Here is a 22,686-nt window from a genome sequence, read left to right on the forward strand (position 1 = left end):
GTATTATGCCGATTGCCGCAGATTCAATTAAGTTTGGGACAGACGGGTGGCGAGGCGTTATCGCCGCCGATTTCACCTTTGAGCGCGTTACTTTTGTCGCACCGATAGCTGCCAAAGTCCTGGCAGAGGTTTATGGCGAAAGCACCGGTAGTAACACGATTATTGTGGGCTATGATCGGCGCTTCATGGCAGAAGAGTTTGCCAAAAAGACAGCAGAGGTCGTCCAAGCCGCTGGATTTGATGTCATGCTGTCAGAAAGTTATGCTCCAACTCCTGCATTTAGCTGGGCTGCCAAGCAACAAAATGCTTTGGGAGCTTTGGTGCTGACCGCCAGTCATAATCCTGGAAGCTACCTGGGATTAAAAGTCAAAGGGTCTTTTGGGGGTTCGGTTTCCCCAGAAACCACGCAAAAGATCGAAGCCCAACTCAGTCAAACACCCGTAGAGGTTCGCACTCCCGGAAGCTTCAAAACATTCAATCCCTGGCCGAGTTACTGTGATGAAATCCGCTCCAAAGTGGATCTGGCTCGGATTCAGGAACTGATGACTCAGGGGAAATTGACTGTCTTCGCCGATGTGATGCATGGCGCAGCAGCAGGTGGCTTAAGTCAGATTCTCGGTGCGCCGATCACCGAAATCAATAGCTCCCGCGACCCCTTATTTGGCGGGGGTGCCCCAGAACCCTTACCGCGCTACCTTTCTCAGCTATTCCGCGTGATGCGAACTCACCGACGGCAAAAGGATGCAGGCCTGCAAGTCGGTTTGGTGTTTGACGGGGATAGCGATCGCATTGCCGCTGTAGATGGTGAAGGCAACTTCCTCAGTTCGCAAATTCTCATTCCCGTTCTAATTGAACATCTAGCCGAACGCCGTCATTTTAGCGGGGAAGTGGTCAAAACGATCAGCGGCTCCGACTTAATGCCCCGTGTAGCAGCCTTATATCAATTGCCGATGTATGAAACTCCCATTGGCTACAAGTACATCGCTGATCGCATGTTATCCACCCCCGTCTTACTCGGTGGGGAGGAATCGGGAGGAATTGGTTATGGCAACCATATTCCAGAACGGGATGCCCTGTTGTCTGCCCTTTATGTCCTAGAAGCGATCGCTCAGTCCGGAATGGATTTGAGTGACCTCTACAAACGCCTACAACAACGCACTGGTTATACTTCGGCTTATGACCGAATCGATTTACATCTCGCCAGCATGGATGTGCGATCGCGTTTGTTGGAACAATTACAATCTCAGCCCTTGACCAAAATTGCCGATCAGAAAGTGGTGGATTGTCTAACCATCGACGGGTATAAATTCCGGTTAGCCGATGACAGTTGGTTGCTGATTCGCTTCAGTGGCACTGAACCCGTCCTCCGACTGTACTGTGAAGCCCCAACACTGAAGCAGGTGCATCATACCCTCAACTGGGCGAAAGATTGGGCGAATTCTGTATAAAGCCATTAGCTGTTAGCATTCAAGATGCTGGCTGTTGGTCTACGGGAGACGACTAAATCATTGGTGTTTTTCTACCCTTTGGGTCATCTACCCTTCCATCCAGTTTCATGCTCATCGCTAAAATCGCTGAAACACGAGATTGAACATTATGACAGTGCTGGTTGTAGCGACAGGAAATCCCGGCAAGCTGCGTGAGATGCAGACGTACCTGTCAGACAAGGGGTGGAAATTGCAGTTAAAACCACCGGAATTAGACATTGAGGAAACCGAAGATACATTCGTGGCTAATGCTTGTCTCAAAGCGTCAGCCGTCGCTCAGGCAACTGGAGAATGGGCGATCGCAGATGATTCCGGATTAGAAGTTGATGCTCTCGATGGTGCCCCTGGTATCTACTCTGCACGTTATGGAAACACAGACAGCGAGCGGATTGAACGACTGTTGAGGGAACTCGGTGAAGAAGACAATCGAGGAGCGCAGTTTGTGTGTGTGGTGGCGATCGCACGTCCGGATGGAGCGATCGCGCTTCAAGTTGAAGGCATCTGCCGAGGAGAAATTTTACAGACTCCTCGTGGAACTGGCGGCTTCGGCTACGATCCCATCTTTTATGTACCCGAACAAGGTTTGACGTTTGCCGAAATGACGCCAGAGATGAAGCGGCGTTACAGCCATCGAGGCAAAGCGTTTGAAGCACTCTTGCCTCAGTTAAGCCAGTTAGCTTAATTCTTAGAGATACAGAAATTTGGAACTGAGGCACTAAGCCCGAATAGCAGAGCCTCAGCTTTCCAATGGGGATATCAGAATGTCACAGATTAAACGGCTTCTAGATTTTTTTCCCCTGTGCGAATCCGGACGACTTGTTCGACGGGACTAATGAAGATCTTACCGTCTCCAATTTCACCGGTTCGAGCAGCGGCGATGATTTTTTCTACTACCATGTCAACCTGACTATCCTCAACAACAATTTCCACCTTGAGCTTTTGCAAGAACTCAACGGTGTACTCAGAACCGCGATAGCGCTCGGTTTGACCTTTCTGGCGTCCAAATCCTCGGACTTCCGAAACCGTCATCCCGACAATACCAGCATTGACTAGGGCGATTTTAACTTCGTCTAGCTTAAAGGGTCGAATAATGGCTTCTACCTTCCTCAAAGTCTTGGCTCCTCACGAATTTTTTTATCTATCTTTATAGACAGCATGACACTTTCTAGCACCGTCTAGATCGGTGTTTTGTAACTTTTAATACATTTGCTCCTGAGTCAGTCCTTAGATGATTTATTTGCCTTGTGCAAGTAAAGAAGCAGGATAACGAAGTTAGTCCTTGAGGTACATATCTGTCCATCATAATTAGTACACAAGTACTAATTTGCGACGGAGGAACTTCCGATGAAGGAGTAAATTCAGGGGGATCGCGGTATCCCTTTGTCTTCTAATTTTTACTTTCATTCCAGCATTACGAATCATGAGCAAAGACTTTAATTTTGGAATATTTTTCACATAATAAATAATTAGAAGTCATAGAATTATGGCAACAAAAATCAATAGAAGTACATCAAAGTTTAGGATAAATACTTAACTTAATAATACCTAGCAAGTCCTGAATTTTAAGATTCACGATTAGGCGGCATCGTGTCTATCGGTGAATTTGAAAATAACTCAACATCAAATTTAACAGTTGTCAGGAATTCATGAATTTTAGTTAATTCAATAATCAATAATTAATGGAGATAAAAAAGATGAAAACTTCTTCAGTTAAAGAACATTTACTTTGCCCTCATTGTAAATTTTCCATATCAACTCTTGATAAATTTTGTCCACATTGTGGCTCCGAATTTGAACATCTAAATTCCCCAAGTCCTGAAAATAACAAAATATTAGTACACTGTGGAACTTGTCAAGGTCTGGTGGAATCCGATGATCAATTTTGTCCACATTGTGGAGCAGCAATGAATGGAACTCAGACCCCAGATAATAGTGTGGGCTGGATCGTCTATGCCCTATTAGGAATTTTGGGTTTGGTTTTATTGATAGGCTTTTAGAGATTTCTTAATAAATCAATGGCTTGTTCGAGGTGGGTTTAGCCCAATAAGGTAGCGTCATAAGCTATTTCCTTAAGTATAAAACCCGACTTTATTTAATAGACCTCTTGCATTAATGATGGAAACCCTTCCTTTTAGAAAGATTGAGGCATTGAGAAGGAGTTTTTCAACTTTTGCCAGAGGTTTAATTATTAAAGGGTAACAATTATTTTTTGCAAGTGCTTTAAGGCTGAAATTGGTGATTTTTTAAGCCGGGTTTACCTGTTTTGCTCCACTAATAACTACACCTTAATAAGCTAAAAAGGGTGTAAAGTCTTGGAGATTCAGCAGGAGTGAATTTGTGCAATACCAACTCGTCGGTAACAGCGTTATCTGTGGAACGGCTCGTTTTAGCGCCTTAAATCATGGCTTAGTACGTCTGGAGTGGTCTGCCACAGGACAATTTGAAGACTCTCCCACGGTGATCGTTTTAACTCGCCCCCAACCGATACCGTTTAAGAGTATTGAGTGGGCTGAAACAGGAGTACTTCACCTGTATACGGAATTGATCCAAATCGTCTATCGACCTGATGGTAAACCTTTCAATGATGCCAACCTAAATATTGATGTAAATTGTGACAACAAGACTTTCAATTGGACGCCTTCAACCGTCGATACTGAGAACTTGGGCGGCACCTTCACCAGCTTAGACCTGATTCACCGAGACTTTCACCCCACTGGAGTGCATCCAGCTTCAGTGTTTCAAGACTTCCCTCACACCCAAGAATGGCTCTACACGCCGTTGAAAGCCATTCACAAGAGTTTGCGCGATCGCGGGGAAAACACCGGTTTTGAAGATCCACCCCTAGGGTACCTGAATCATTTCCGCCTGGATGAACTCCCCGAACCCATGCAGGAATTTTTGCAACAATGGCGTCACTATCCTCCTGGAGTGTTAAGTCGTAGTGGTTACAGCGTCTTGAATGATTCCAGCAGTGCGCTGGTGAAAGAGGGAGGGCTGAGTGAGCGATCGGATGCTAACGGTCAAGACTGGTACTTTTTCGGCTACGGTACAGACTACGCCCAAGCCTTGCAAGATTTTGTCCAACTGTGTGGACGCATCCCCATGCTGCCGCGTTGGGCTTTTGGGGTGTGGTTTTCCCTGTATGACCAAATGCATGATACAGATTATCAGCAGCTTGTCCAGCAATTTGATCAACTCGAATTACCCTTGGATGTTCTCGTCCTCGATGTCGATTGGCACTTAGCCGGTTGGTGTGGTTGGGACTGGAACGAGCAATTTTTCCCGAATCCCCAAGGGTTTCTGCAATGGGCACATGGTACTGGGTTACATATTGGTGCGAATGTCCACATTGAAGGCGTATCCCCACAGGAAAGTCAGTTCTCCGCTTTGTGTGCAGCACGGGGACTGAATCCGGATGAGGTGAAAGCAGGTAATGTCTTCCCGGTGAAAAATCCCACCACCGACTGGATTTTTGAGTCCTGGCAACCTGATGCGCCAACCCTGGATAGTTTAGCGAATGCTAACGCGGATGAAGGTTGGTTGTTATTCAATCTGGCGTCTCAGTCAGAAGCTAATTTATTCATGCAAGTGCTGCACAGTCCTCATGAGGAAGATGGCATTGATTTTTGGTGGATTGATGGTGCTAACGCCAAGCATCCAGGTGTGAATTCCCAATTATGGACGAATCATGTTTATTTCACCCATCTGGAAACCCGTCGCAATCAGCGTCCCCTGATTCTCTCCCGTACCGGTGGGCTTGGTTCTCATCGCTACCCCGTACAGTTCTCTGCTGATACCTATTCCCACTGGGAAGTTCTGCGGTTTTTAGTAGATTTCACGACAAGAGCGGGTAATGTGGGAGTGAGTTATTGGTCACACGATTTAGGGGGGTTTTTCGGTCATGTCCCCGGTGTACCCCTAATTGACCCAGAGCTCTTTGTACGGTGGGTACAATTTGGATGCTTTTGTCCTATTGTCCGCGTTCATTCCGATCATGGTCGGCGCGAACCTTGGAGTTATGGACAATGGGTACTCAATGCGATCAGCAAGGCATTGCGGCTCAGGATACAACTAGTGCCCTACTTATATCACTTAAGCCGAGTGGCCTATGAGACGGGTTTGCCCTTATGTCGTCCCTTATACCTGGCGTATCCTGAAGATGAACAAGCTTATCAGGTAACCACACAGTTTTTATTGGGCGATCGCATCCTAGTGGCTCCCGTAGTTGAAGCTGGTGGTTACCGTTCGGTTTATTTGCCCGAAGGTGAATGGTGGGAACGCTCAACGGGTCAATTCTACATAGGTATTCAGCATTTAAACTTGTATATCCCGCTTGATCGCATACCCGTTTTTGTGCAAGCTGGAGCGATTTTGCCCCTAGCGGAATTTTCGCGCCGCGTTGGAACGACACCGCCAACTGATTTAATTTTAGAGGTCTATGCAGGGGCAGACGGTGAACTAGACTTTTACGAAGATGATGGGGAAAGCACCGCTTACCGCACTGAGGCAGGTAGTCGTCGCCGTTTTACCCAACATCGTGAGGGGGATGGTTATCTTCTCACAGGTGAATCCGTCCGAGGGAGTTATTTAGGAATGCTTCCTGAGCGAAGTTTCCAAATTTTCTGGACTGGGTTAGTATCTGGGAGTCGAGTAGAAGCAAGTGGTGTAGAGATTTGTGAGCAGGAATGGAGGCAAAATGTGTTGTCCCTGACTCTGGCTACCGTGCCGCAAACGGCTTTATGGCAGATTACTGTGACACCACCCGCTTCTTCCGATGAATTTTGAGAAAGTTAGAGAACACTATCAAGAAATACTTTTACCGTAACCAAGGGAGATTCACTTTGTTAGGAACATAAGACACAATTTCTGGACGGGATAAAGATGTTGATGATGCTTTACCAGGTGTTCCGATTATTTTTCTGAATTCACTGGTTCAGCATTTTTAGGGTTCCCCTCATAATGAATCGGTACTCCAGAAACGAGTTGAGCAGTTCTTTCCGTTCCCCAATCCTCTTTGTTGGCTCCACGAGTTGACTGGGGTGCATAGCTGTTGTAAGAACTATTGTCTCCATTTGCTACAACTCCAATCAGGTTCAACTTACTCAACATAGCTGTAGCCTGTGTCAGTTCGGTTTTGGTGATTTGTCCCATGCGTGCGACCAATAGCACGCCCCCGCAATAGGATGCGGTTAAAATTGAATCCACTAAACCAAGAACTGGGGGAGCATCAACCAAGACTAAGTCATAGCTTTGCTCAAACTCTGCCATCAATTCTCCCATGCGCGGGGAACTCAACAGGTTGGCTGGATCGGGTGAGATTGGCCCAGAAGTGATGACATCAATGTACGCGCTTGAGGCATGAAGACTGGTCTGGATTGGCAAGGGGGCGTCACTAGAGAGTAGGGTTGACAGCCCATAATCATTAGGAAGATTTAGTTTTTCGTGTAGCGTTGGATTGCGTAAATCGGCATCAATCAGCAGTACCCGCTGATGTAAACGAGCTGCACTAATGGCTAAACCTAACGCCAAAGTTGATTTTCCTTCACCCGCGACAGCGGATGTGACCATCAGAGAGCGGAGCGTGGAAACAGAACTCAGAAGTTGAATGTTTTTATAAATCAGATCCAGGGATTGCCAAGACGGTGACCAATGAAGGACTTCAACCGTCCAGGGGGCTAGCACTTTTGGCTTGCCAAAAGGCAATTTGATAATGGGTTGGTTCCCGACTGGTTCCAAAGCTTGGGACTTACCGAAAGGCAGAAGCATCCTCGGTTCGCTCTTTTTCGCTTTTGGCAAGACTGGAGTCATACCCAACACAGGTAAGGCAACTTGCTGTTTTAACTCATCAGAACTGCGAACCGCATCATCCATCGTTTCACGGATAAAGGCGGCAATTCCACCCAGCATTACCCCAGCGACTGCGCCGAGTAAAATGATCTGTGCTTTTTTCGGGCCTGTTTTCTCTCCCAGTAGAGGTTGCTCAACAACTTGCCAATCAAATCCTCCCCTGGCAATTTCTAAACTCAATTCTTGCCGTGCTTTCTCTAACTGATCAAGGGTTTCGCGCTTCAGTTTGATTTCGGGTTGCAGGCGATTGTAATCCGCTAGCACGCTGGGAAACCGTTCGAGTTCTACACGGAGTTGTTGCTCTTTCTCTGCTAGGGTCTGTTCCCGTGCCATAAGTCCCCGGATACTACTCTCTAGCTCCAGAAGCTTGTTGGTAAGATTCACGTCCGTTTCACCTAGCTGTCCTTCAGTGAGAAGATTCTCTCCCTTGAGCTGAGAAGAATTTTTCCCAACCGCACGCTCCCCTTCTTTCTCTAATAAAGCAAGCTGCTGCTGACGCTGAAACAGAAGCTTTTGAATCGTTGGGTTGTCATCGGTGAACCGCTTTCGTTGCTCAGCAAGCGCCAAGTCTGTTTTTTGAATTTCGTCGAGTAATGATTGGTAACGAGTAGACTGACTCAGACGTGAGGAAACGAGTGCATCTTGCGGAGAACGAGCCACTTGCTGCTGTAAAGTATTGTAGCTAGCCTGAAGCTCCCGATACTGAGCCTGGTTCCTCCTGCGTTCATCTTGAATGGCGTTTAGGGCAGTGGTTAGAGCTGTTGTCTGAGCGTCTGGCTCAATTAGATTCTGAGTTTTGCGAAACTTTTCCAAGGCGGCCTCAGACTGAGTCACGCTTAAACGAGCCTTGGGTAATTGCTCATCAATGAAAGCAAGACCTTTGGCTAAACGTAATCTCTGTTGCTCTCGGTTGTAATTCAAATAAACCCGCTGTACAGCCTGGAGGACTTTTTGCGTCTTAACCGGATCGTTAGCGGTATAGTTGGCTGCAAAAATCTTGGTTTTGCTATCATCCTGACTACCCTCAACCTGGAAAACGCTTAAAGATTTTCTAAGCTCCTTGAGCGTCAGATCCGGATAATCAGGACGCAGTAAATCTAGGGCTTTTTGCAGGAGCTGCGAACCCTGCATTAGGTTAAGCTGAGTTGCACTGTCTACCTGAATGTTGGGATCGACAATCTGCTTTTCTGCTCCCTCTTGCCCGTCTTGTCTTTTGCTTTGATAATTGGGTTCTACTAGCAGTTGGAGAGAGCTTACATAGGTTGACTTAGTCGTAAAGGCTTTGAAGGTAGCAATACCCAAAGCAAGGCACAATATACCGAGTAACCAAAGCCGTCGGCGGATTAAGATTGCAAAAAGCTGTCCATACCCTGGGTCTGTGTCAGGAACTGTATTGAGATTGCTTTGAGTCATTTCTACCATCTCCTAGGGAGAAACACCCTAATGGAGTAAACTGTACGAACGATGTGAGCCACAGATATCTTCAATGACCTGCTCCACTTTATTAAAGAATACTTCTTCTGAAAACTGACTGAGGGCGTGCTCTCGAATTTTTCTATAGTCCCAATTAATCTTACTGGCTTCGAGCAATGCCGCTTGAATGGATTCCGGTGTTTGCCGAGAGAAAAAGACTCCTGTCTTACCGGGTATTTGAGTATCCAGCACCCCACCCGCCCCATAGGCAATTACGGGTGTACCACTAGCATTAGCCTCTACTGGGACTAAGCCATAGTCTTCTAATGCCGCTACAATCACCGAGCGAGCTCTTGCCATCAGAATACTTCGTTTGGAGTCGGGTACATGTCCTAGAAATTTAATATTACTTAAAGCTCTGGCTTCTAAACGCTCCCTTTCTGGACCATTGCCTGAAATCAATAACGGCCATCCTAACCAATTAAAGGCTTCAACAATTACATCAATTCTCTTATAACTAATTAGACGGGCAGATGCGAAGTAAAAATCATCTTTTTCTTCGGAAAAAGTGAATTTACTACTATCAATTGGGTAGTTAATTACCTGTGCTGGTTTTTTATAAAACCGTTGGATTCGATGGGCGACAATACTAGAATTTGCAATGTAATAGTCTGGTTCTTGAGCATATTCTAGGTCTAACTTTTTGAGAGCTTTAAAAGCGGGTTTGAGGAATGGATAAATTTTACGATAGGTAGCATATTCTCGAAGATAAGTGTTGGTATCCCATAAAAAGCGAGTAACATTGTGGCAGAAGCAAATGTGTATAGCTCCTGGCCTTTTTTTGACCGCCTTAGCAAAGCTGGTACTACTGCTAATAATCAGATCGTACTCTTCCAAATCAAAGGAGCGAAAAGCTTGAAAATATAAGGGAGCCAGAAGCCTAAAATATTTATATTTAATGGCTCCAGGAATATTTTGTAATCCAGTTGTGTAAATCTCACGCTCTCCGAAGTCAAGAGGTAGTTTGGGATCGTATATAGATGTAAAAATGTCGGCATTGGGGTAGCGCTTACAAAGCAGCTCAAATACGCGCTCCGCCCCACCTGGTTGCGTTAAATAATCGTGAACTAAAGCAATTTTCATAGGGTGCACCCAATAGTTGCATTCTAGTAAGAACTCAAACAGTCCTTGAACCTTAAGCTCGATTGATGAAAAAAGTCATCTCAGTAACATCAAGTTGCTATACCCTTTAGTTCATTTGGTCACAAACCTAGAGAACTCTGTATTAATGGCTGGTTCTAAAGGTTCTAAGAGAACAAAACGAACGCTTCTACTAGTCTCAATTATGTTAATGCTTGCTTATTTTACCGATAGAACCCCGTGACAGTGTTGATGGCATGGAAGCGGAAGGGGTTTTTCGTTTGATGATGAGCTGATACAGATGAAGGAATCTGTAGCCCAACACATTATAAGCTATTCAAGCAGACTGGAAATTGGATAGGAGTTTTAGCCGATAGCTGACAGGACTTAATGACTCACCTGGGGTGAACATAACTTAGCAGCTAACGTTTTGACAGAACCCTAAGCCTGGAGTATATCATTTTATAGTTTTATTGTCTGTATATTATACTACATTTCTTTGGATTAGAGCGTTTTTTTTTCAAGAAGCTGTAAAAGTTTTTTAAAGAAATCATGAAGAGAAGTTTTCTTTTCTAGCTATTTCTCGCTAATATCTTACTCTTAGATAATAACCAAGGGCTACTAAATTGATTCGGAGGAGCAATGAGTACCATAAGTATTGCGCTTCAAAGCCAATCCTTAAATTTGCCAGAACAGCATCGAGAGCCTCTATCCACTCAGTGCAAGCTGCAATGGAGGCAAGGACAACTCTTAGTGCAGCCTTGCCACAATTTTCAACAGAGTCATCTATCTTCACTCTCTAGTAAACAACGGTTAGTAGAGTGCTTAAAGAAATCTCCTGTGCGACTTGTGCGCCTAGATCCAATGATGGGAGAGGCTGATTTGAAGCACTGGGCTGAAGCGTGTGAGCAAGCCAAGAAGCCAGCGTTTCTTTTACAGGGAACGATGAGCCAGAAGCTACCCAAAAGGCCAAATTCTTGGGCTGGGAGTGTCATGCGAGTTCTTGATTGGATAGTAGCTCTTGTGTTACTTATCGGGTTAAGCCCAGTGATGTTGGCGTTGATGGCATTAATGTATCCCTATTCATCCAAGACCATTTTTGCTTTTAGCTGGCGCATTGGGTTACGTGGCAAACTTTTCAAGGCTCTCAAGTTTCACACATCTCCCAATCATCCTAACTCTCGGCCTACCTCAATAGAACGCTGGATGCGTAAATATCGCCTTGACGAAATACCACAATTATTGAATGTACTGCGCGGTGAAATGAGTTTGCTCGGAGTACGTCCTTTAACGTTATCTCAGGTCGTGCAACCAGACCCAAAAGCTCAACAACAGATGGATGTCCTGCTTTGGGGACGAGCGTCTAGTGAATTTGTTGCTGAAGCATAAGCAAGGGCAAAACGGTGGCGTGGCTGATCAGAAGTTTGTTAAGATCTACCCTTCATAAACGGCCAAGACATCCTGGTAGCACGCTCTAATTCTTTGACATTGATGTACAGCAAGAATCCGCGATCACTGTACGTTAGTAAAATCCTTGCAATTAGACAACAAACACCCTGCCTGTAGAATTCTCGCGTAAGTCCTGGTAAATTGTTTGAATCCTAGTCTCATACTTTCAGCCGTTGGCTTAGCCATTTGTTACAAAGCGTTTACTGCAATTAACCCATTTCCTTTGACTTGTCTCTACTTTCTAAGTTAACCCTTCTTAACATGATGAACTAGAGTTAGCAAGGCTCAAAGAGACTCAGCCGAATTTAAAGGACGGGGAAGTTGCATCCTAATACTCGCCCAAGACATTGGAATAAGTTCAGATGGTAAAAATAGTTAATTTCCTCTGTAGGACTGCTATTGCTCAATCCATAAGCCGATGTCCACCATAGGAAGCTTGAGCCAACGTTTTGGCGTCCCTGAGTCATATCGGCTTGTCTGCCGTCCACGACTAATCTGACGAAAATCTCCATGCATCTCAAACTTCCCAGGCCAATCCGCAGTCTGCTGAAGGCTACCAATTTCTGGCAGAATAATTACTTGATTCTGCGAGAGTTCAAGCATTTTCCTCAAATAGCCCTCTTGGCGCTCTTGTTCACATTTCTGGCTGCAACTTTTGAGGGAGTTGGCATTGGTTTTTTGCTTTCGTTTTTGCAAAGTTTGACGACTCCTAATGCCAACCCTGTTCAGACAGGAATTGAGTGGTTTGACATTTGGATTCTGGGAATCAATACATCTGCAACGAGTCGGCTTTATCGAATATCGGCTCTGATTTTATTGACCACTTGGACGCGTGCCGCCTTTAACTACTTGGCATCTATTTATACCGAACTGGCTCAATTAAATTTACTAGATCGTCTCCGTAAACAGATTTTTGAGCAACTTCAAGCGTTGAGCTTAAGTTACTTTGCCAAAACACGTTCTGGTGAGCTAATTAATACCATTACTACTGAAATTGAGAGGATTAAGCAAGTTTTCGGTGGATTTGCTTTTTTGCTCACCAGTAGCCTGACGGCGGCGGTCTACTTTTTATCGATGTTTTTACTATCCTGGCAGCTAACAGTAATTTCAATGCTGCTATTCACTCTTTTGGCAGTAGGCCTATCAACGCTGAACGCACGAATACGAGAGGCTAGTTTCGGAGTCACAAAAGCTAGTGGTCAGTTTACCTCGACGGCGATGGAGTTTATTAACGGGATTCGCACAGTTCAGGCATTTGCTACTCAAGACTTTGAGCGGAAGCAGTTCTATGGGGCTAGTTCTAACATAGTCAGTTCCTATGGTAAGGCGATAAGAGCTTGGGCAGTGGTGAAACCTCTTGCCGAGGGGTTAGCGACCACAATTCTAATTAGTATGATTATTGTGGCTTTTACGGTTTTTGTAGCCAATGGGACGCTACAGGTTGCTTCATTGCTGACATTTTTCTTTGTGCTGTTTCGCTTAGTGCCAAGTCTACAGTCGGTCAATAATGTTATGGCGCAACTTAGCACTCTTTATGGTTCTGCGGATAATATTAAAGAGCTTTTGAGAACTGACAATAAAAAATATTTTAAAAATGGAGAGACTGAGTTTTCAGGTTTAAAGCGTTCAATTGACTTTATATCTGTGGATTTTGGCTACGATGCCAGTAATTTGGTTCTGCATGATATTACACTAACCATTGAGCGGGGACAGATGACGGCGCTGGTTGGAGGCTCCGGTGCTGGCAAAACAACGCTGGCTGATCTGATTCCACGATTCTACGACCCAACAAGAGGTAATGTTCTCATTGATGGAGTTGATCTACGAGAGTTTGAGATCAACTCGCTGCGCCGAAAGCTCGCTGTGGTGAGTCAGGATACATTTATTTTTAATACTTCTGTTCGTAACAATATTGCCTATGGCACAGAAGGCGCGAGTGAAGATGAAATTTTAGAGGCCGCGCGACTAGCCAATGCAGTGGAATTTATACAAGAGATGCCAGATGGCTTTGAAACACAACTAGGAGACCGAGGCGTTCGGTTATCTGGAGGTCAGCGTCAGCGTCTTGCGATCGCTCGTGCTTTGTTACGTAATCCAGAAATTTTAATTTTGGATGAGGCAACCAGTGCATTAGATTCTGTATCAGAACGATTGATTCAGGAGTCGTTGGAGAAGTTATCAATTGGTCGCACGGTCATTGCGATCGCTCATCGACTCTCAACAATTGCCAGCGCTGATAAGGTTGTGGTACTCGAACAGGGACAAATTGTAGAACAAGGAAAGTATCAAGAATTGCTGGAACAACGGGGAAAGCTTTGGAAATATCATCAAATGCAGCATGAATCAGGTTATGTAGGATAGCTAAGAAAAGGTGAGAGACTCCCGATGAGTGTAAAACACCCTTTAGTAAGCGTCTGGATCACCCGTTAAATCTAGGATGGCTCTAGAAATGAATATATTGATTAGCGAAAGTGAATCAAAAAGTATCGAACCATGTCCTATGATGACCATCACTGTGTTGATTCCCACCTATCGCCGCCCAAACGATCTCGTCCGTTGTTTGGAGTCCCTAAAGCATCAAACTCGACCACCGGATGAGGTGTTAGTCGTAGTACGAGATAGCGATACTCCAACCCGAAGTATGCTTGAAGGATTTGATGTTGCCTCTTTGCCCCTGAAAACTGTAACGGTAAGCGTTCCAGGGCAAGTAGCAGCCCTTAATACAGGTCTAGACAACGCCAATGGAGAGATTGTCGCGATTACAGATGACGATGCCGCCCCCCGCCCTCAATGGTTGGAACGCATGGAAAGCCACTTTTTGACCGATAAAAGTGTAGGTGGTGTTGGAGGGCGTGACTGGTTATATGATGGCACCCAGTTAGCTGAGGGTGCAGATGGCGTACTGGAAGTAGTAGGAAAGTTGCAGTGGATGGGACGGTTCATTCCTCACCATCACCTCGGTGCGGGCAATCCCCGTGAAGTCGATACGCTTAGGGGAGCGAATATGGGTTTTCGGCGGACAGCAATCGCCCAATTGCGATTCGATCAGCGTCTGCGGGGTACGGGAGCTCAACCACTCAATGATGTCGCTTTTTCCTTAGCCTTGAAACGAGCAGGGTATAAGCTGATTTACGACCCGGAAGTCGCAGTAAATCACTATCCAGGCGCACGGGAGGAAGGTTCGCGCTATGAATTTAATGCCTCAGCTTGTCAGAATGCCGTCCACAACGAAACGTTCATTTTGCTGGAACACTTTCCACCCGTTCAACGCGTTATTTTTCTCCTGTGGGCAATCTTAGTGGGAACATCAGAGGCACGAGGCTTAGTGCAATTAGTGCGATTTCTTCCTCGCGAAGGCGCGATCGGCGTACAGAAGTGGTGGGTTTCACTACTCGGACGCTGGCAGGGGTGGCAGACTTGGCAACAGTGTAGGGAGTAGTTAGCTAGTCGGATTTGTCTTCCTCATCCAAAATTCTTTGGCTCAAGAATGGGAGATTCCTTGTAACCCTATGAAAATTGCGATCGCTCTTCATTCGGCATAGGCTATCAAGTCAAACTCTTAAACCCATGACTTTTCAATCTGAATCCCAATTCAACATTAAGCCGATCAATACGAGTTCGCAAGAGCCATTAGTGAGTGTTCTGATCCCAACGTATAACCGTCCCGCCTACCTCAAGGCCGCTATTACAAGCGCGGTTGAGCAAACTTATCAAAATATTGAGATTCTTGTTGCTGACGATTTTAGCCCTGAAAGCCCTCAGCCAATTGTTGACGCGTTTCAAGACTCGCGGATTATTTTTCGGCACAATGCCACTAACTTGGGCATGATTCGTAATATTGGAAGTATCTTCAAAGAAGCGCGAGGGAAGTATGTTGCTCATCTCAATGATGACGATCTGTGGAATCCAGATTTCTTAGAAAAACTGGTTCCACCCTTGGAGGCTAATCCAGATTTAGCGCTAGCATTTTGCGATCACTACATTGTCGATGAAGAGGGTAGAATTAACTATCCAGAAACCGAAACCTGTACGAAAACTAACCATCGAGATCGTCTCCAAGAAGGAGTATATCAACCCTTCTGCCAACTTGCTATCGTCGAGAGTGCCGTCGCTCCTGCCTGCGCTGCCGTGATTCGGAAAACCTCTTTAGATTGGGATGAGATTCCCATAGAGGTCGGCGGTTTATGGGATGCTTACATTAACTATCTCTGCTGCCGCTCTGGACGCGGAGCCTATTATTATCCAGAACGCCTGACTCGATATCGAGTTCATACACAAAGTTACACCTATTCTTACTCGAAAAAAGATGTTGAGACTAATATCCGAAAAGAACAGTGTGAGATTTTCAGCTACTCGCGTTTTATGGCGGATGATCGTTTAAAAGACCTAAAGCCACACTTTCAGAAAAGATGGGCTCGTGCCATGACCTCTGTAGGAATTAACCTATTGCGGGCAAACCGGACGGCTGAAGCGCGTCCTTACCTGTGGAAGGCTCTAGGACAAAATCCCAGTTTACGAACCCTAGCGGCATTGACTCTAAGTTTCACCCCCCATGCCTTAGCAAGTCGATTTTAAGACCTACAAAATGCCCTCTTGTAACGTCCCTTATTGAAATAGAAGGAAAACTATGTTTTATCAGGTGTCGGTGTGCATTTGCACCAGAAATAGACCTCCAGAACTGAAGAATGCCTTAAATTCGATTGAACGTTCAACTTATCCAGTTTATGAAGTTATTGTATCGGATGACAGCACCAATCCTGAAACACAAACGCTTGTTGAATCCAGTTTTCCTAAGGTCAAGTATTTGCCAGGACCTCGGCGCGGTTTAGGTGCAAATCGCAATAACGCATTGCAGGCTGTTACAGGTTCCCATGTCCTTTTTATTGATGATGATGTTGTTTTAGGAGAAACGTTTTTAGAAACTATTTTTACAGCTTTGGAAACTCACTCTCAGGGAGAAGATACGTCTCATTTAATCATTACGGGGATAGAAAAAACCGATGATATGCTAGTTTTTCCCCACGAACAAGATTTTTTAGGGTTTCAAAAAATTGACTACAAAGATGGTGATATTTTAAAAAGCGTAGTCATCAATAGTGCTATTTTTCCAGTTGATATTTTTAAAAAGGTGGTATTCGATGAAAAATTAGTTTACGGGTGTGATGAAGTGGATTTAACAACCAGAGCGATTCAAGAAGGATATAAAATTATTCTATGTCCAGATGCTATTAATTTACATTTTCCTTCAAAAGTTAATCGAGAATTTTATCAACCATACCACGAAGCGTCTCGACTTTATGTCACCTTTAAACGCTACTTTTCTACAGAAAAAAATGCATTGAAAGCGCTTGTCTATCTGGGTATAGCCTCAGCCCATACATTTGCTCATACTCTAAAACTAGAAGGGTTGGGAGGACTTCTCAAACCCATTGATACACTTCGTACTGTATTTTCCTATGTCGTCAAGGAGTACTTGACTGATCGCAAGCAACAGAAGCTCTTAAGTTAATCAAGATGAAACTTTGCATTATTACCCCCTGGGTTGTGAAAGGGAATGGTCAGGGTCGAGTCAATTATGAAATAGCCTGGGAAGCCATTCGGCGGGGTTACCACGTTACTTTGCTAGCGAGTCATGTTGCTCCAGAACTGCAACAAAACAGTCAGGTCAACTCGGTTCAGTTTTCGGTTAAGAAGTTGCCGACAGAACTGCTCAACGAAATCATCTTCGCTTGGCGCAGCGCCCAGTGGTTGCGCCAACACCGCCAAGAGTTTGACCTGGTATTAGCGAACGGCGCAGTGACCTGGGCTGCCAGTGATGTTAATCTCGTACCGTTCGTACATGGTGCTTGGCTGCAATCGCCATTACATATTTCGCGAGGGCGTCGAGATGTGTATGGGTTTTACCAATGGCTCTATACCGTGTTAAATGCCCGTTGGGAAAAAAACGCCTTCCTGCAAGCCAAAGTGGTCGTAGCCGTATCTCACAGAGTGCAGCAGGAATTGGTGGACATCGGCATTGCCAAAGAAGCGATTGAAGTAATTTGGTGTGGCGTCGGGTTAGAAGAATTTTTCCCTGGTGCAGGCAATCGGAAAAAATTCGGTCTGCCTGAAGATGTCCCCCTTGCCCTGTTTATCGGCGACATTCGCATCAATCGCAAGAACTTAGATACCGTGCTACATGCGATGGTGGATGTTCCTGAATTGCACTTAGCTGTGGTTGGTATTCTGGAAGGGAGTCCGTATCCCCAGCTAGCCGAACAACTGGGATTGAGCGATCGCGTACACTTTTTAGACAATCCCTCAGGGATTGTTCCGGAACTCATGCGATCGGTGGATATCTTTGTCTTTCCCTCTCGTTACGAGCCGTTTGGCTTGGTGGTGATTGAAGCTATGGCGTCCGGGTTACCGATTGTCACAGCAATTACAACGGGAGCGTCGGAACTGATCTCGCCAGAGTGTGGGGTGGTTTTGTCGGATACAGAAGACAGGAAAGGTCTGGCAGAAGCTTTGTGTCAACTGGCCAGCAACCCCGAACTCAGGCATCGTATGGGCAAAGCTGCCCGAAGTGTAGCCGAAGACCATAGCTGGCAAAAGATGGCGCAACGCTATGTTGATCGATTCGAGGAGCTGAGCAAGCGATGAAAATTACAGTGATTGTACCCACCTATCGCCGCACGAAAGACCTAGCAAAATGTCTGGAGGAGCTACAAAAGCAGACCCGACCTGCCGATGAGGTGATCTTGGTGGTTCGCGATACGGATACAGAAACCTGGGCGTTCCTGGAAGCCTTCAATCTGGGTTCCTTACCTCTGCGGACTGAGACGGTCAGCATTACAGGTGTGGTGGCTGCGATGAATACAGGTCTTGAGGTGGCAAAAGGGGATATCATCGCCTTCACTGATGACGATGCCGGCCCTCACCCGGATTGGCTGGAACGCATTGAGACTTATTTTCTGGCGGATGACCGAGTGGGTGGCGTTGGTGGACGTGACTGGGTGTACCACGGTACAGAGTTGGAAGATGGTGCGCGTGAAGTTGTGGGTCAAGTTCAGTGGTTTGGACGCGTCATCGGCAATCATCACATCGGCGTTGGCGAACCCCGTGAGGTAGATGTCCTCAAGGGAGTGAATATGAGTTTTCGCCGAACTGCGATCGCTGGATTGCGTTTTGACCCACGGATGCGAGGGACAGGCGCTCAAGTCCACTTTGAGGTAGCCTTTACCTTGGCCTTGAGGCGGGCGGGTTGGACGCTAATCTATGACCCTAAAGTAGCAGTAGACCACTTTCGAGGGCAGCGTTTTGATGAAGATAAGAGAGACACGTTTAACGATCTCGCCGTTACCAATGCCGTCCACAATGAAACCTTAATTTTGCTAGAACACTTTTCGTGGATACAGCGAACTGTCTTTTTGGTCTGGGCGATGTTAGTGGGTACGCGAGATGCGCCCGGTTTCTTGCAGTGGTTGAGATTCAGCGCAAAGGAAGGCTCTTTAGCCGGGAAAAAGTGGCTGGCGTCTATTCGCGGACGTTGGCAAGGGGTATTGAGTTGGCAAGCACAAACGAATCCAAGTGCTACACCCATGTTTCATAAACAGCAGCAACGATCTTCGTGAAGCGTTTGCGATCGCCTATCGGTGTATACGGTACCGATACAACCGGACTTAATATGACTGAACACGAGACACTTTCTCGCACCCGCCCTAATCAGGGTTTCTCGTTCGGACTGCAACCAGCCCTAGCTTGGACAGCAATCTTAGGACTGATCTTGTGTACTGCGCTAGGCATCTTAGCGGGTGCTGGCAGTATCCTGCGTTTGTTGTTTCCAGTCGGAGCGTTCGCGGTTGGCGTACTCTTGTACGTGCGGTATCCCATTCTTTATATTGGGTTCACCTGGTGGATTTGGTTTGTAACGGCATTTGTCCGTCGTTTGATTGATTATCGCAATGGTTGGGATCCCCAAGGTATCATCCTAATCGCACCGTATCTGGTAACGTTTATCTGTGTAGCGACATTCTTTCATCATCTTCCCAAATCCTATCGTCAAGGTAGCTTTCCTTTTGTCTTATCGGCTCTAGGTGTTCTCTATGCCTTTCTGGCTGGACTGATTAAGTTCCCTCCTGTTAGCGTCGTTCGTGCTCTCCTCGACTGGTTGGGGCCGATTCTCTTTGCCTTTCACCTGTATGTACACTGGCGAGAGTATCCTAGCTATCGCCAAAATATTCAGCGTACCTTTCTCTGGGGTGTATTAGTCACCGGAGCTTACGGTGTGGTGCAATACTTAATAGCACCAGAGTGGGATCGGTTTTGGCTGATCAGTTCGCAGCTTGTCAGTGCAGGAAGACCCGAACCTTTTTCAATGCGAGTATGGAGTACGATGAACTCAACGGCTCCTTTTTCTTACATGATGGTGGCAGGTCTGCTACTGTTATTTACCAGTAAAAGCGTTTTACGATTTCCTGCTGCCGCTGTTGGTTACTTGTCCTTTTTGCTCACTCTAGTACGCACGGCTTGGTTAGGTTGGTTGATCGGAATGTTTTTGACCATCAGTTTTGTCAAGCCGCGTCTTCAGATGCGCTTGATGATTACAGTACTGGTTGTTGCCTTGTGTGTTGTTCCGTTAACGGCGATAGAACCCTTCTCGGAAATTATTGGGACACGTCTACAAACCTTCACGAATCTTGAGGACGACGATAGCGCAGCCGTTAGACAAGAGATTTACAAAAATAACCTCGAACTCGCCCTGACGAATGCGATGGGCAATGGGTTAGGAAGTATTTGGATTGTCAAAGAGAATGGGCAACTTGAGGTGCTTGTGATTGACAGCGGAATTTTAGAAATTTTTCTAACACTCGGCTGGTTTGGAGGCATTCCTTATCTAGGTGGAATTCTCCTGATTGCCGTCAAGTTAGCCCAATCCTCAGAAAATCGCATTGATATGTTTGCCAGTACTTCCCGCGCCATTAGCATCGCTTGTTTTGCACAGCTAGTGAGTAATAGTGCACAACTTGGCTTTTCTGGCTTAGTTTTGTGGTCATTTTTAGGGATGAGCTTAGCTGCCAATAAATACTATCAACAGCCAAAGGTTATGGAATTGTTGGGGAAAACGGATATTTTACAGTAGTACCTTTTCAATCCGATCTACTATTTCAGCAGATACATTTTCCCAACTCCGGTCTTGAACTGATGCTTTAACATTTATCCCCAAACGTAGTCTTAATTCTTCATTTTTTGTACATTCCTCGATTAACGAAGCAAGCTGCTGAGCATTTCCTGGTTCGTGAAGTAATCCATTTTGACCATGTTGAATTAAATCCAGTTGACCGCAGCAACTGGTTGTAATGCAGCATCGACCAGCTTCCATTGCTTGTAAGAGTGCTAGTGATTGCCCTTCAAAAATACTGGGCAAAATGAAAATATTGGAACGAGCGAAAAAGTCTTCTTCGGTTTTGGGTGGGTAAAAAGGAACAACCTCGACTGACGACCAAAGCTCTTTTGGCCAATCTTCTATCAGCTTGTCCCGCTCCACGCAAGTACCAACCAAAAGCCACTTGACTGACACGCTTGATTGATAGAGTAAACGAGCGGCTTCAACGAGGGTTTGAATTCCTTTTCTCTTAATCCAAGAACCTAAGAACAAGATAGTACAGGGTTCTTGAGGCTGTACTGTTTCATCGATTTTGAAAGGATTGACACCATTTCTAAATACAAAATAACGCTCTCTCCCTTGACGATAATACTGTTCGGCAAAGTCAGCATCTTGTTGGTTGCATAATAATACTAATGCCGCTTTGCGAAAGCCTAGATCGCAATGACGTAAACTCCATAACGGAAACAGTATTTTTCGCTTCCAGTTAATTTCGTGAATTGTGCCATCGTTTTGTTTTAAAGCTAAGTCCCAGGCACGCCGTTCTGAACCTTGGCTGTAAACGACAACAGGAGTTTTTGAATTGAGAAAAGGTCCTGGTACAGGTTCGTGAATTAATAATACATCTGCTGGACGACCCAGACGTTTATAAAGTTGATGGGCGCGATAAGGAAATAATGCTTTATGGGGCAATTTCCCTACTTCATTTTTCCCAATATGTATGAACTCGTAGCCTCGTTTTTCAAACTCATTCTTCCAATGCCACATCACTCTTCCCATGCCCGACGACTCAGACACCTCAAGTTGAGCTACATGGACGATTAGTTTTTTCATGACTTTCTCTAATGTCTAGATGCTGTTTTCCTGAAAATGGTTTTTCGCTTACTCGGTTTCTTTACTTCGAGTTGGCGATTAGCTCCTCATACACCATCATTGTTTCCTGATGGACACGCACTACATTGAGCCGATCAAGATTGTGTTGAGCTTGCTCTTTCCACTGTTGTAAAACATTAGGGTCACTGAGCAATTGCTCCAAAGCGCCGGCTAGTGCTTTGCTATCTGATGGTGGAACTAAAAAACCGGCTTGCCCTCCATCTAAAGCTTCCGGAATGCCGTCCACCGCTGTGGCTACAATGGCACAGCCTGCTTCACGGGCTTCTGGAATAACCAGGGGAGAGGGATCGCGGTGAGAGGCTAGCACGAAGATATCACTTGCCAGCAGATAGCGTTGAGGTTCGGGTTGGAAACCTTCAAAATGAATGCGATCGCTCACGGTTGTCAGTTTGGCCTGCGCCTCAAATAATTCCCGATCAGGACCATTGCCCACGATGTAAAGCTGTGCTTGCGGAAAATTGGCAGCAACCTGCGCGAATGCCTCAATTAACTCAGCAATTCCTTTACGCCGATACATACCAGCAACCGTGGCGATTGCAGGACGCTTTAAGGATAGAGGCTGATACTCTTTCAGTTGGCGAGTGCGGGGGCTACCCAACGTCCCGTTCGAGACGATCCGTAACTTATTCTCAGCAATACCTCGTTGCACCATAGATTGGGCAACAGCTTGGCTAACGGCAATTACTCTCTCAGCCCATCCCATCAGCACGGCACTTCGCTGAAATTCGTTATGCACTGTAGAAACCAGAGTATATCCTGAACTCATTTTTAACAGGCGTGCCAAGACCACTCCCGTCATCATATGAGCATGAACGATATCAGGTTTAAACTCTTGCACCGCCACTCGATACATTGAAGCGGCTTTAATCAGATTAATCGGTGTTCTGGTCTGATCGATTTTGAAGTGTTTTGCACCATACTCAGATAGTAATGCCTCATATTCTCCACCCGCCGAGGCAACAGCTACATCATGCCCTGTTTTGGCTTGCAGACAAGCCAAATCGATCGCGACATTGACAATTCCGTTACCGATCTCTTGGATATGGTTAAGAATGTGTAGAATTCGCATCAATATTGCTCTGGGTAGATGGG

At 45.7% G+C, this 22,686-nt stretch carries 18 protein-coding genes; 12 read left to right on the forward strand and 6 right to left on the reverse strand.

The window, feature by feature from the left end:
* Positions 1-5 precede the first annotated feature (5 nt).
* Complete coding sequence (locus MIC7113_RS00425; protein ID WP_015180192.1) at positions 6-1,448, forward strand: phosphoglucomutase/phosphomannomutase family protein; 1,443 nt, start codon at positions 6-8, stop codon at positions 1,446-1,448.
* A 148-nt stretch (positions 1,449-1,596) separates the two neighbouring features.
* Positions 1,597-2,169 (forward strand): RdgB/HAM1 family non-canonical purine NTP pyrophosphatase, encoded by a 573-nt coding sequence (rdgB, locus tag MIC7113_RS00430; RefSeq protein ID WP_015180193.1) that lies wholly within the window; start codon positions 1,597-1,599, stop codon positions 2,167-2,169.
* Positions 2,170-2,258: 89 nt separating this feature from the next.
* On the opposite strand, the gene MIC7113_RS00435 is transcribed toward rdgB, so the two are convergent.
* Positions 2,259-2,597: a P-II family nitrogen regulator gene (locus MIC7113_RS00435; protein WP_015180194.1), complete on the reverse strand. Its 339-nt coding sequence runs from the start codon at positions 2,595-2,597 to the stop codon at positions 2,259-2,261.
* A 584-nt stretch (positions 2,598-3,181) separates the two neighbouring features.
* Between MIC7113_RS00435 and MIC7113_RS34355 the strand changes: the two genes are divergently transcribed.
* Positions 3,182-3,484: a zinc ribbon domain-containing protein gene (locus tag MIC7113_RS34355; protein WP_015180195.1), complete on the forward strand. Its 303-nt coding sequence runs from the start codon at positions 3,182-3,184 to the stop codon at positions 3,482-3,484.
* 340 nt (positions 3,485-3,824) lie between these two features.
* The gene (locus MIC7113_RS00445) at positions 3,825-6,272 is read left to right on the forward strand and encodes a glycoside hydrolase family 31 protein (protein ID WP_015180196.1); all 2,448 of its coding nucleotides are present in this window, start codon (positions 3,825-3,827) and stop codon (positions 6,270-6,272) included.
* Positions 6,273-6,398: 126 nt separating this feature from the next.
* Here MIC7113_RS00445 and MIC7113_RS00450 read toward each other — a convergent pair whose 3' ends face one another.
* Both MIC7113_RS00450 and MIC7113_RS00455 read right to left on the reverse strand, forming a co-directional pair.
* Positions 6,399-8,747: a GumC family protein gene (locus MIC7113_RS00450; protein WP_015180197.1), complete on the reverse strand. Its 2,349-nt coding sequence runs from the start codon at positions 8,745-8,747 to the stop codon at positions 6,399-6,401.
* 27 nt (positions 8,748-8,774) lie between these two features.
* Complete coding sequence (locus MIC7113_RS00455) at positions 8,775-9,890, reverse strand: glycosyltransferase (RefSeq protein ID WP_015180198.1); 1,116 nt, start codon at positions 9,888-9,890, stop codon at positions 8,775-8,777.
* A gap of 639 nt (positions 9,891-10,529) precedes the next feature.
* On the opposite strand from MIC7113_RS00455, the gene hepC reads away from it, so the two are divergent.
* Positions 10,530-11,276 carry a heterocyst development glycosyltransferase HepC gene (gene hepC / locus MIC7113_RS00460; RefSeq protein ID WP_015180199.1) on the forward strand — a complete coding sequence of 249 codons (747 nt, stop codon included), beginning with the start codon at positions 10,530-10,532 and terminating at the stop codon, positions 11,274-11,276.
* Positions 11,277-11,641: 365 nt separating this feature from the next.
* Here hepC and MIC7113_RS38875 read toward each other — a convergent pair whose 3' ends face one another.
* A complete protein-coding gene (locus MIC7113_RS38875; protein WP_155897888.1) occupies positions 11,642-11,848 on the reverse strand; it encodes a hypothetical protein in 207 nt (68 codons plus the stop codon).
* On the opposite strand from MIC7113_RS38875, the gene hepA reads away from it, so the two are divergent.
* The 7 genes from hepA (at position 11,847) to MIC7113_RS00495 (ending at position 20,457) form a co-directional block, all read left to right on the forward strand.
* Positions 11,847-13,697 (forward strand): heterocyst formation ABC transporter subunit HepA, encoded by a 1,851-nt coding sequence (gene hepA, locus MIC7113_RS00465; protein ID WP_015180200.1) that lies wholly within the window; start codon positions 11,847-11,849, stop codon positions 13,695-13,697. The genes MIC7113_RS38875 and hepA overlap by 2 nt on opposite strands.
* A 139-nt stretch (positions 13,698-13,836) precedes the next feature.
* Entirely contained in the window at positions 13,837-14,775 is a 939-nt protein-coding gene (locus MIC7113_RS00470; RefSeq protein ID WP_071884122.1) for a glycosyltransferase family 2 protein, read from the forward strand.
* A 128-nt stretch (positions 14,776-14,903) separates the two neighbouring features.
* Positions 14,904-15,911, forward strand: a complete 1,008-nt coding sequence (locus tag MIC7113_RS00475) for a glycosyltransferase family 2 protein (protein ID WP_015180202.1) — start codon at positions 14,904-14,906, stop codon at positions 15,909-15,911.
* A gap of 52 nt (positions 15,912-15,963) precedes the next feature.
* Positions 15,964-16,845, forward strand: coding sequence for a glycosyltransferase family 2 protein (locus MIC7113_RS00480; protein WP_015180203.1), 882 nt, complete (start codon positions 15,964-15,966; stop codon positions 16,843-16,845).
* Positions 16,846-16,850: 5 nt separating this feature from the next.
* Positions 16,851-17,978, forward strand: coding sequence for a glycosyltransferase family 4 protein (locus MIC7113_RS00485; protein WP_015180204.1), 1,128 nt, complete (start codon positions 16,851-16,853; stop codon positions 17,976-17,978).
* Positions 17,975-18,949, forward strand: a complete 975-nt coding sequence (locus tag MIC7113_RS00490; protein WP_015180205.1) for a glycosyltransferase family 2 protein — start codon at positions 17,975-17,977, stop codon at positions 18,947-18,949. Before MIC7113_RS00485 ends, MIC7113_RS00490 begins: the two co-directional genes overlap by 4 nt.
* Positions 18,950-19,002: 53 nt before the next feature.
* Complete coding sequence (locus tag MIC7113_RS00495) at positions 19,003-20,457, forward strand: O-antigen ligase family protein (RefSeq protein WP_015180206.1); 1,455 nt, start codon at positions 19,003-19,005, stop codon at positions 20,455-20,457.
* On the opposite strand, the gene MIC7113_RS00500 is transcribed toward MIC7113_RS00495, so the two are convergent.
* Together MIC7113_RS00500 and MIC7113_RS00505 are read right to left on the reverse strand one after the other, a co-directional pair.
* Entirely contained in the window at positions 20,449-21,534 is a 1,086-nt protein-coding gene (locus MIC7113_RS00500; RefSeq protein ID WP_015180207.1) for a glycosyltransferase family 4 protein, read from the reverse strand. The two genes, MIC7113_RS00495 and MIC7113_RS00500, sit on opposite strands and share 9 nt — an antisense overlap.
* A 61-nt stretch (positions 21,535-21,595) precedes the next feature.
* A complete protein-coding gene (locus tag MIC7113_RS00505; RefSeq protein ID WP_015180208.1) occupies positions 21,596-22,663 on the reverse strand; it encodes a glycosyltransferase family 4 protein in 1,068 nt (355 codons plus the stop codon).
* Between the last annotated feature and the right edge of the window lie 23 nt (positions 22,664-22,686).

The organism is Allocoleopsis franciscana PCC 7113 (assembly GCF_000317515.1).
In the GTDB taxonomy this organism is placed as follows: domain Bacteria; phylum Cyanobacteriota; class Cyanobacteriia; order Cyanobacteriales; family Coleofasciculaceae; genus Allocoleopsis; species Allocoleopsis franciscana.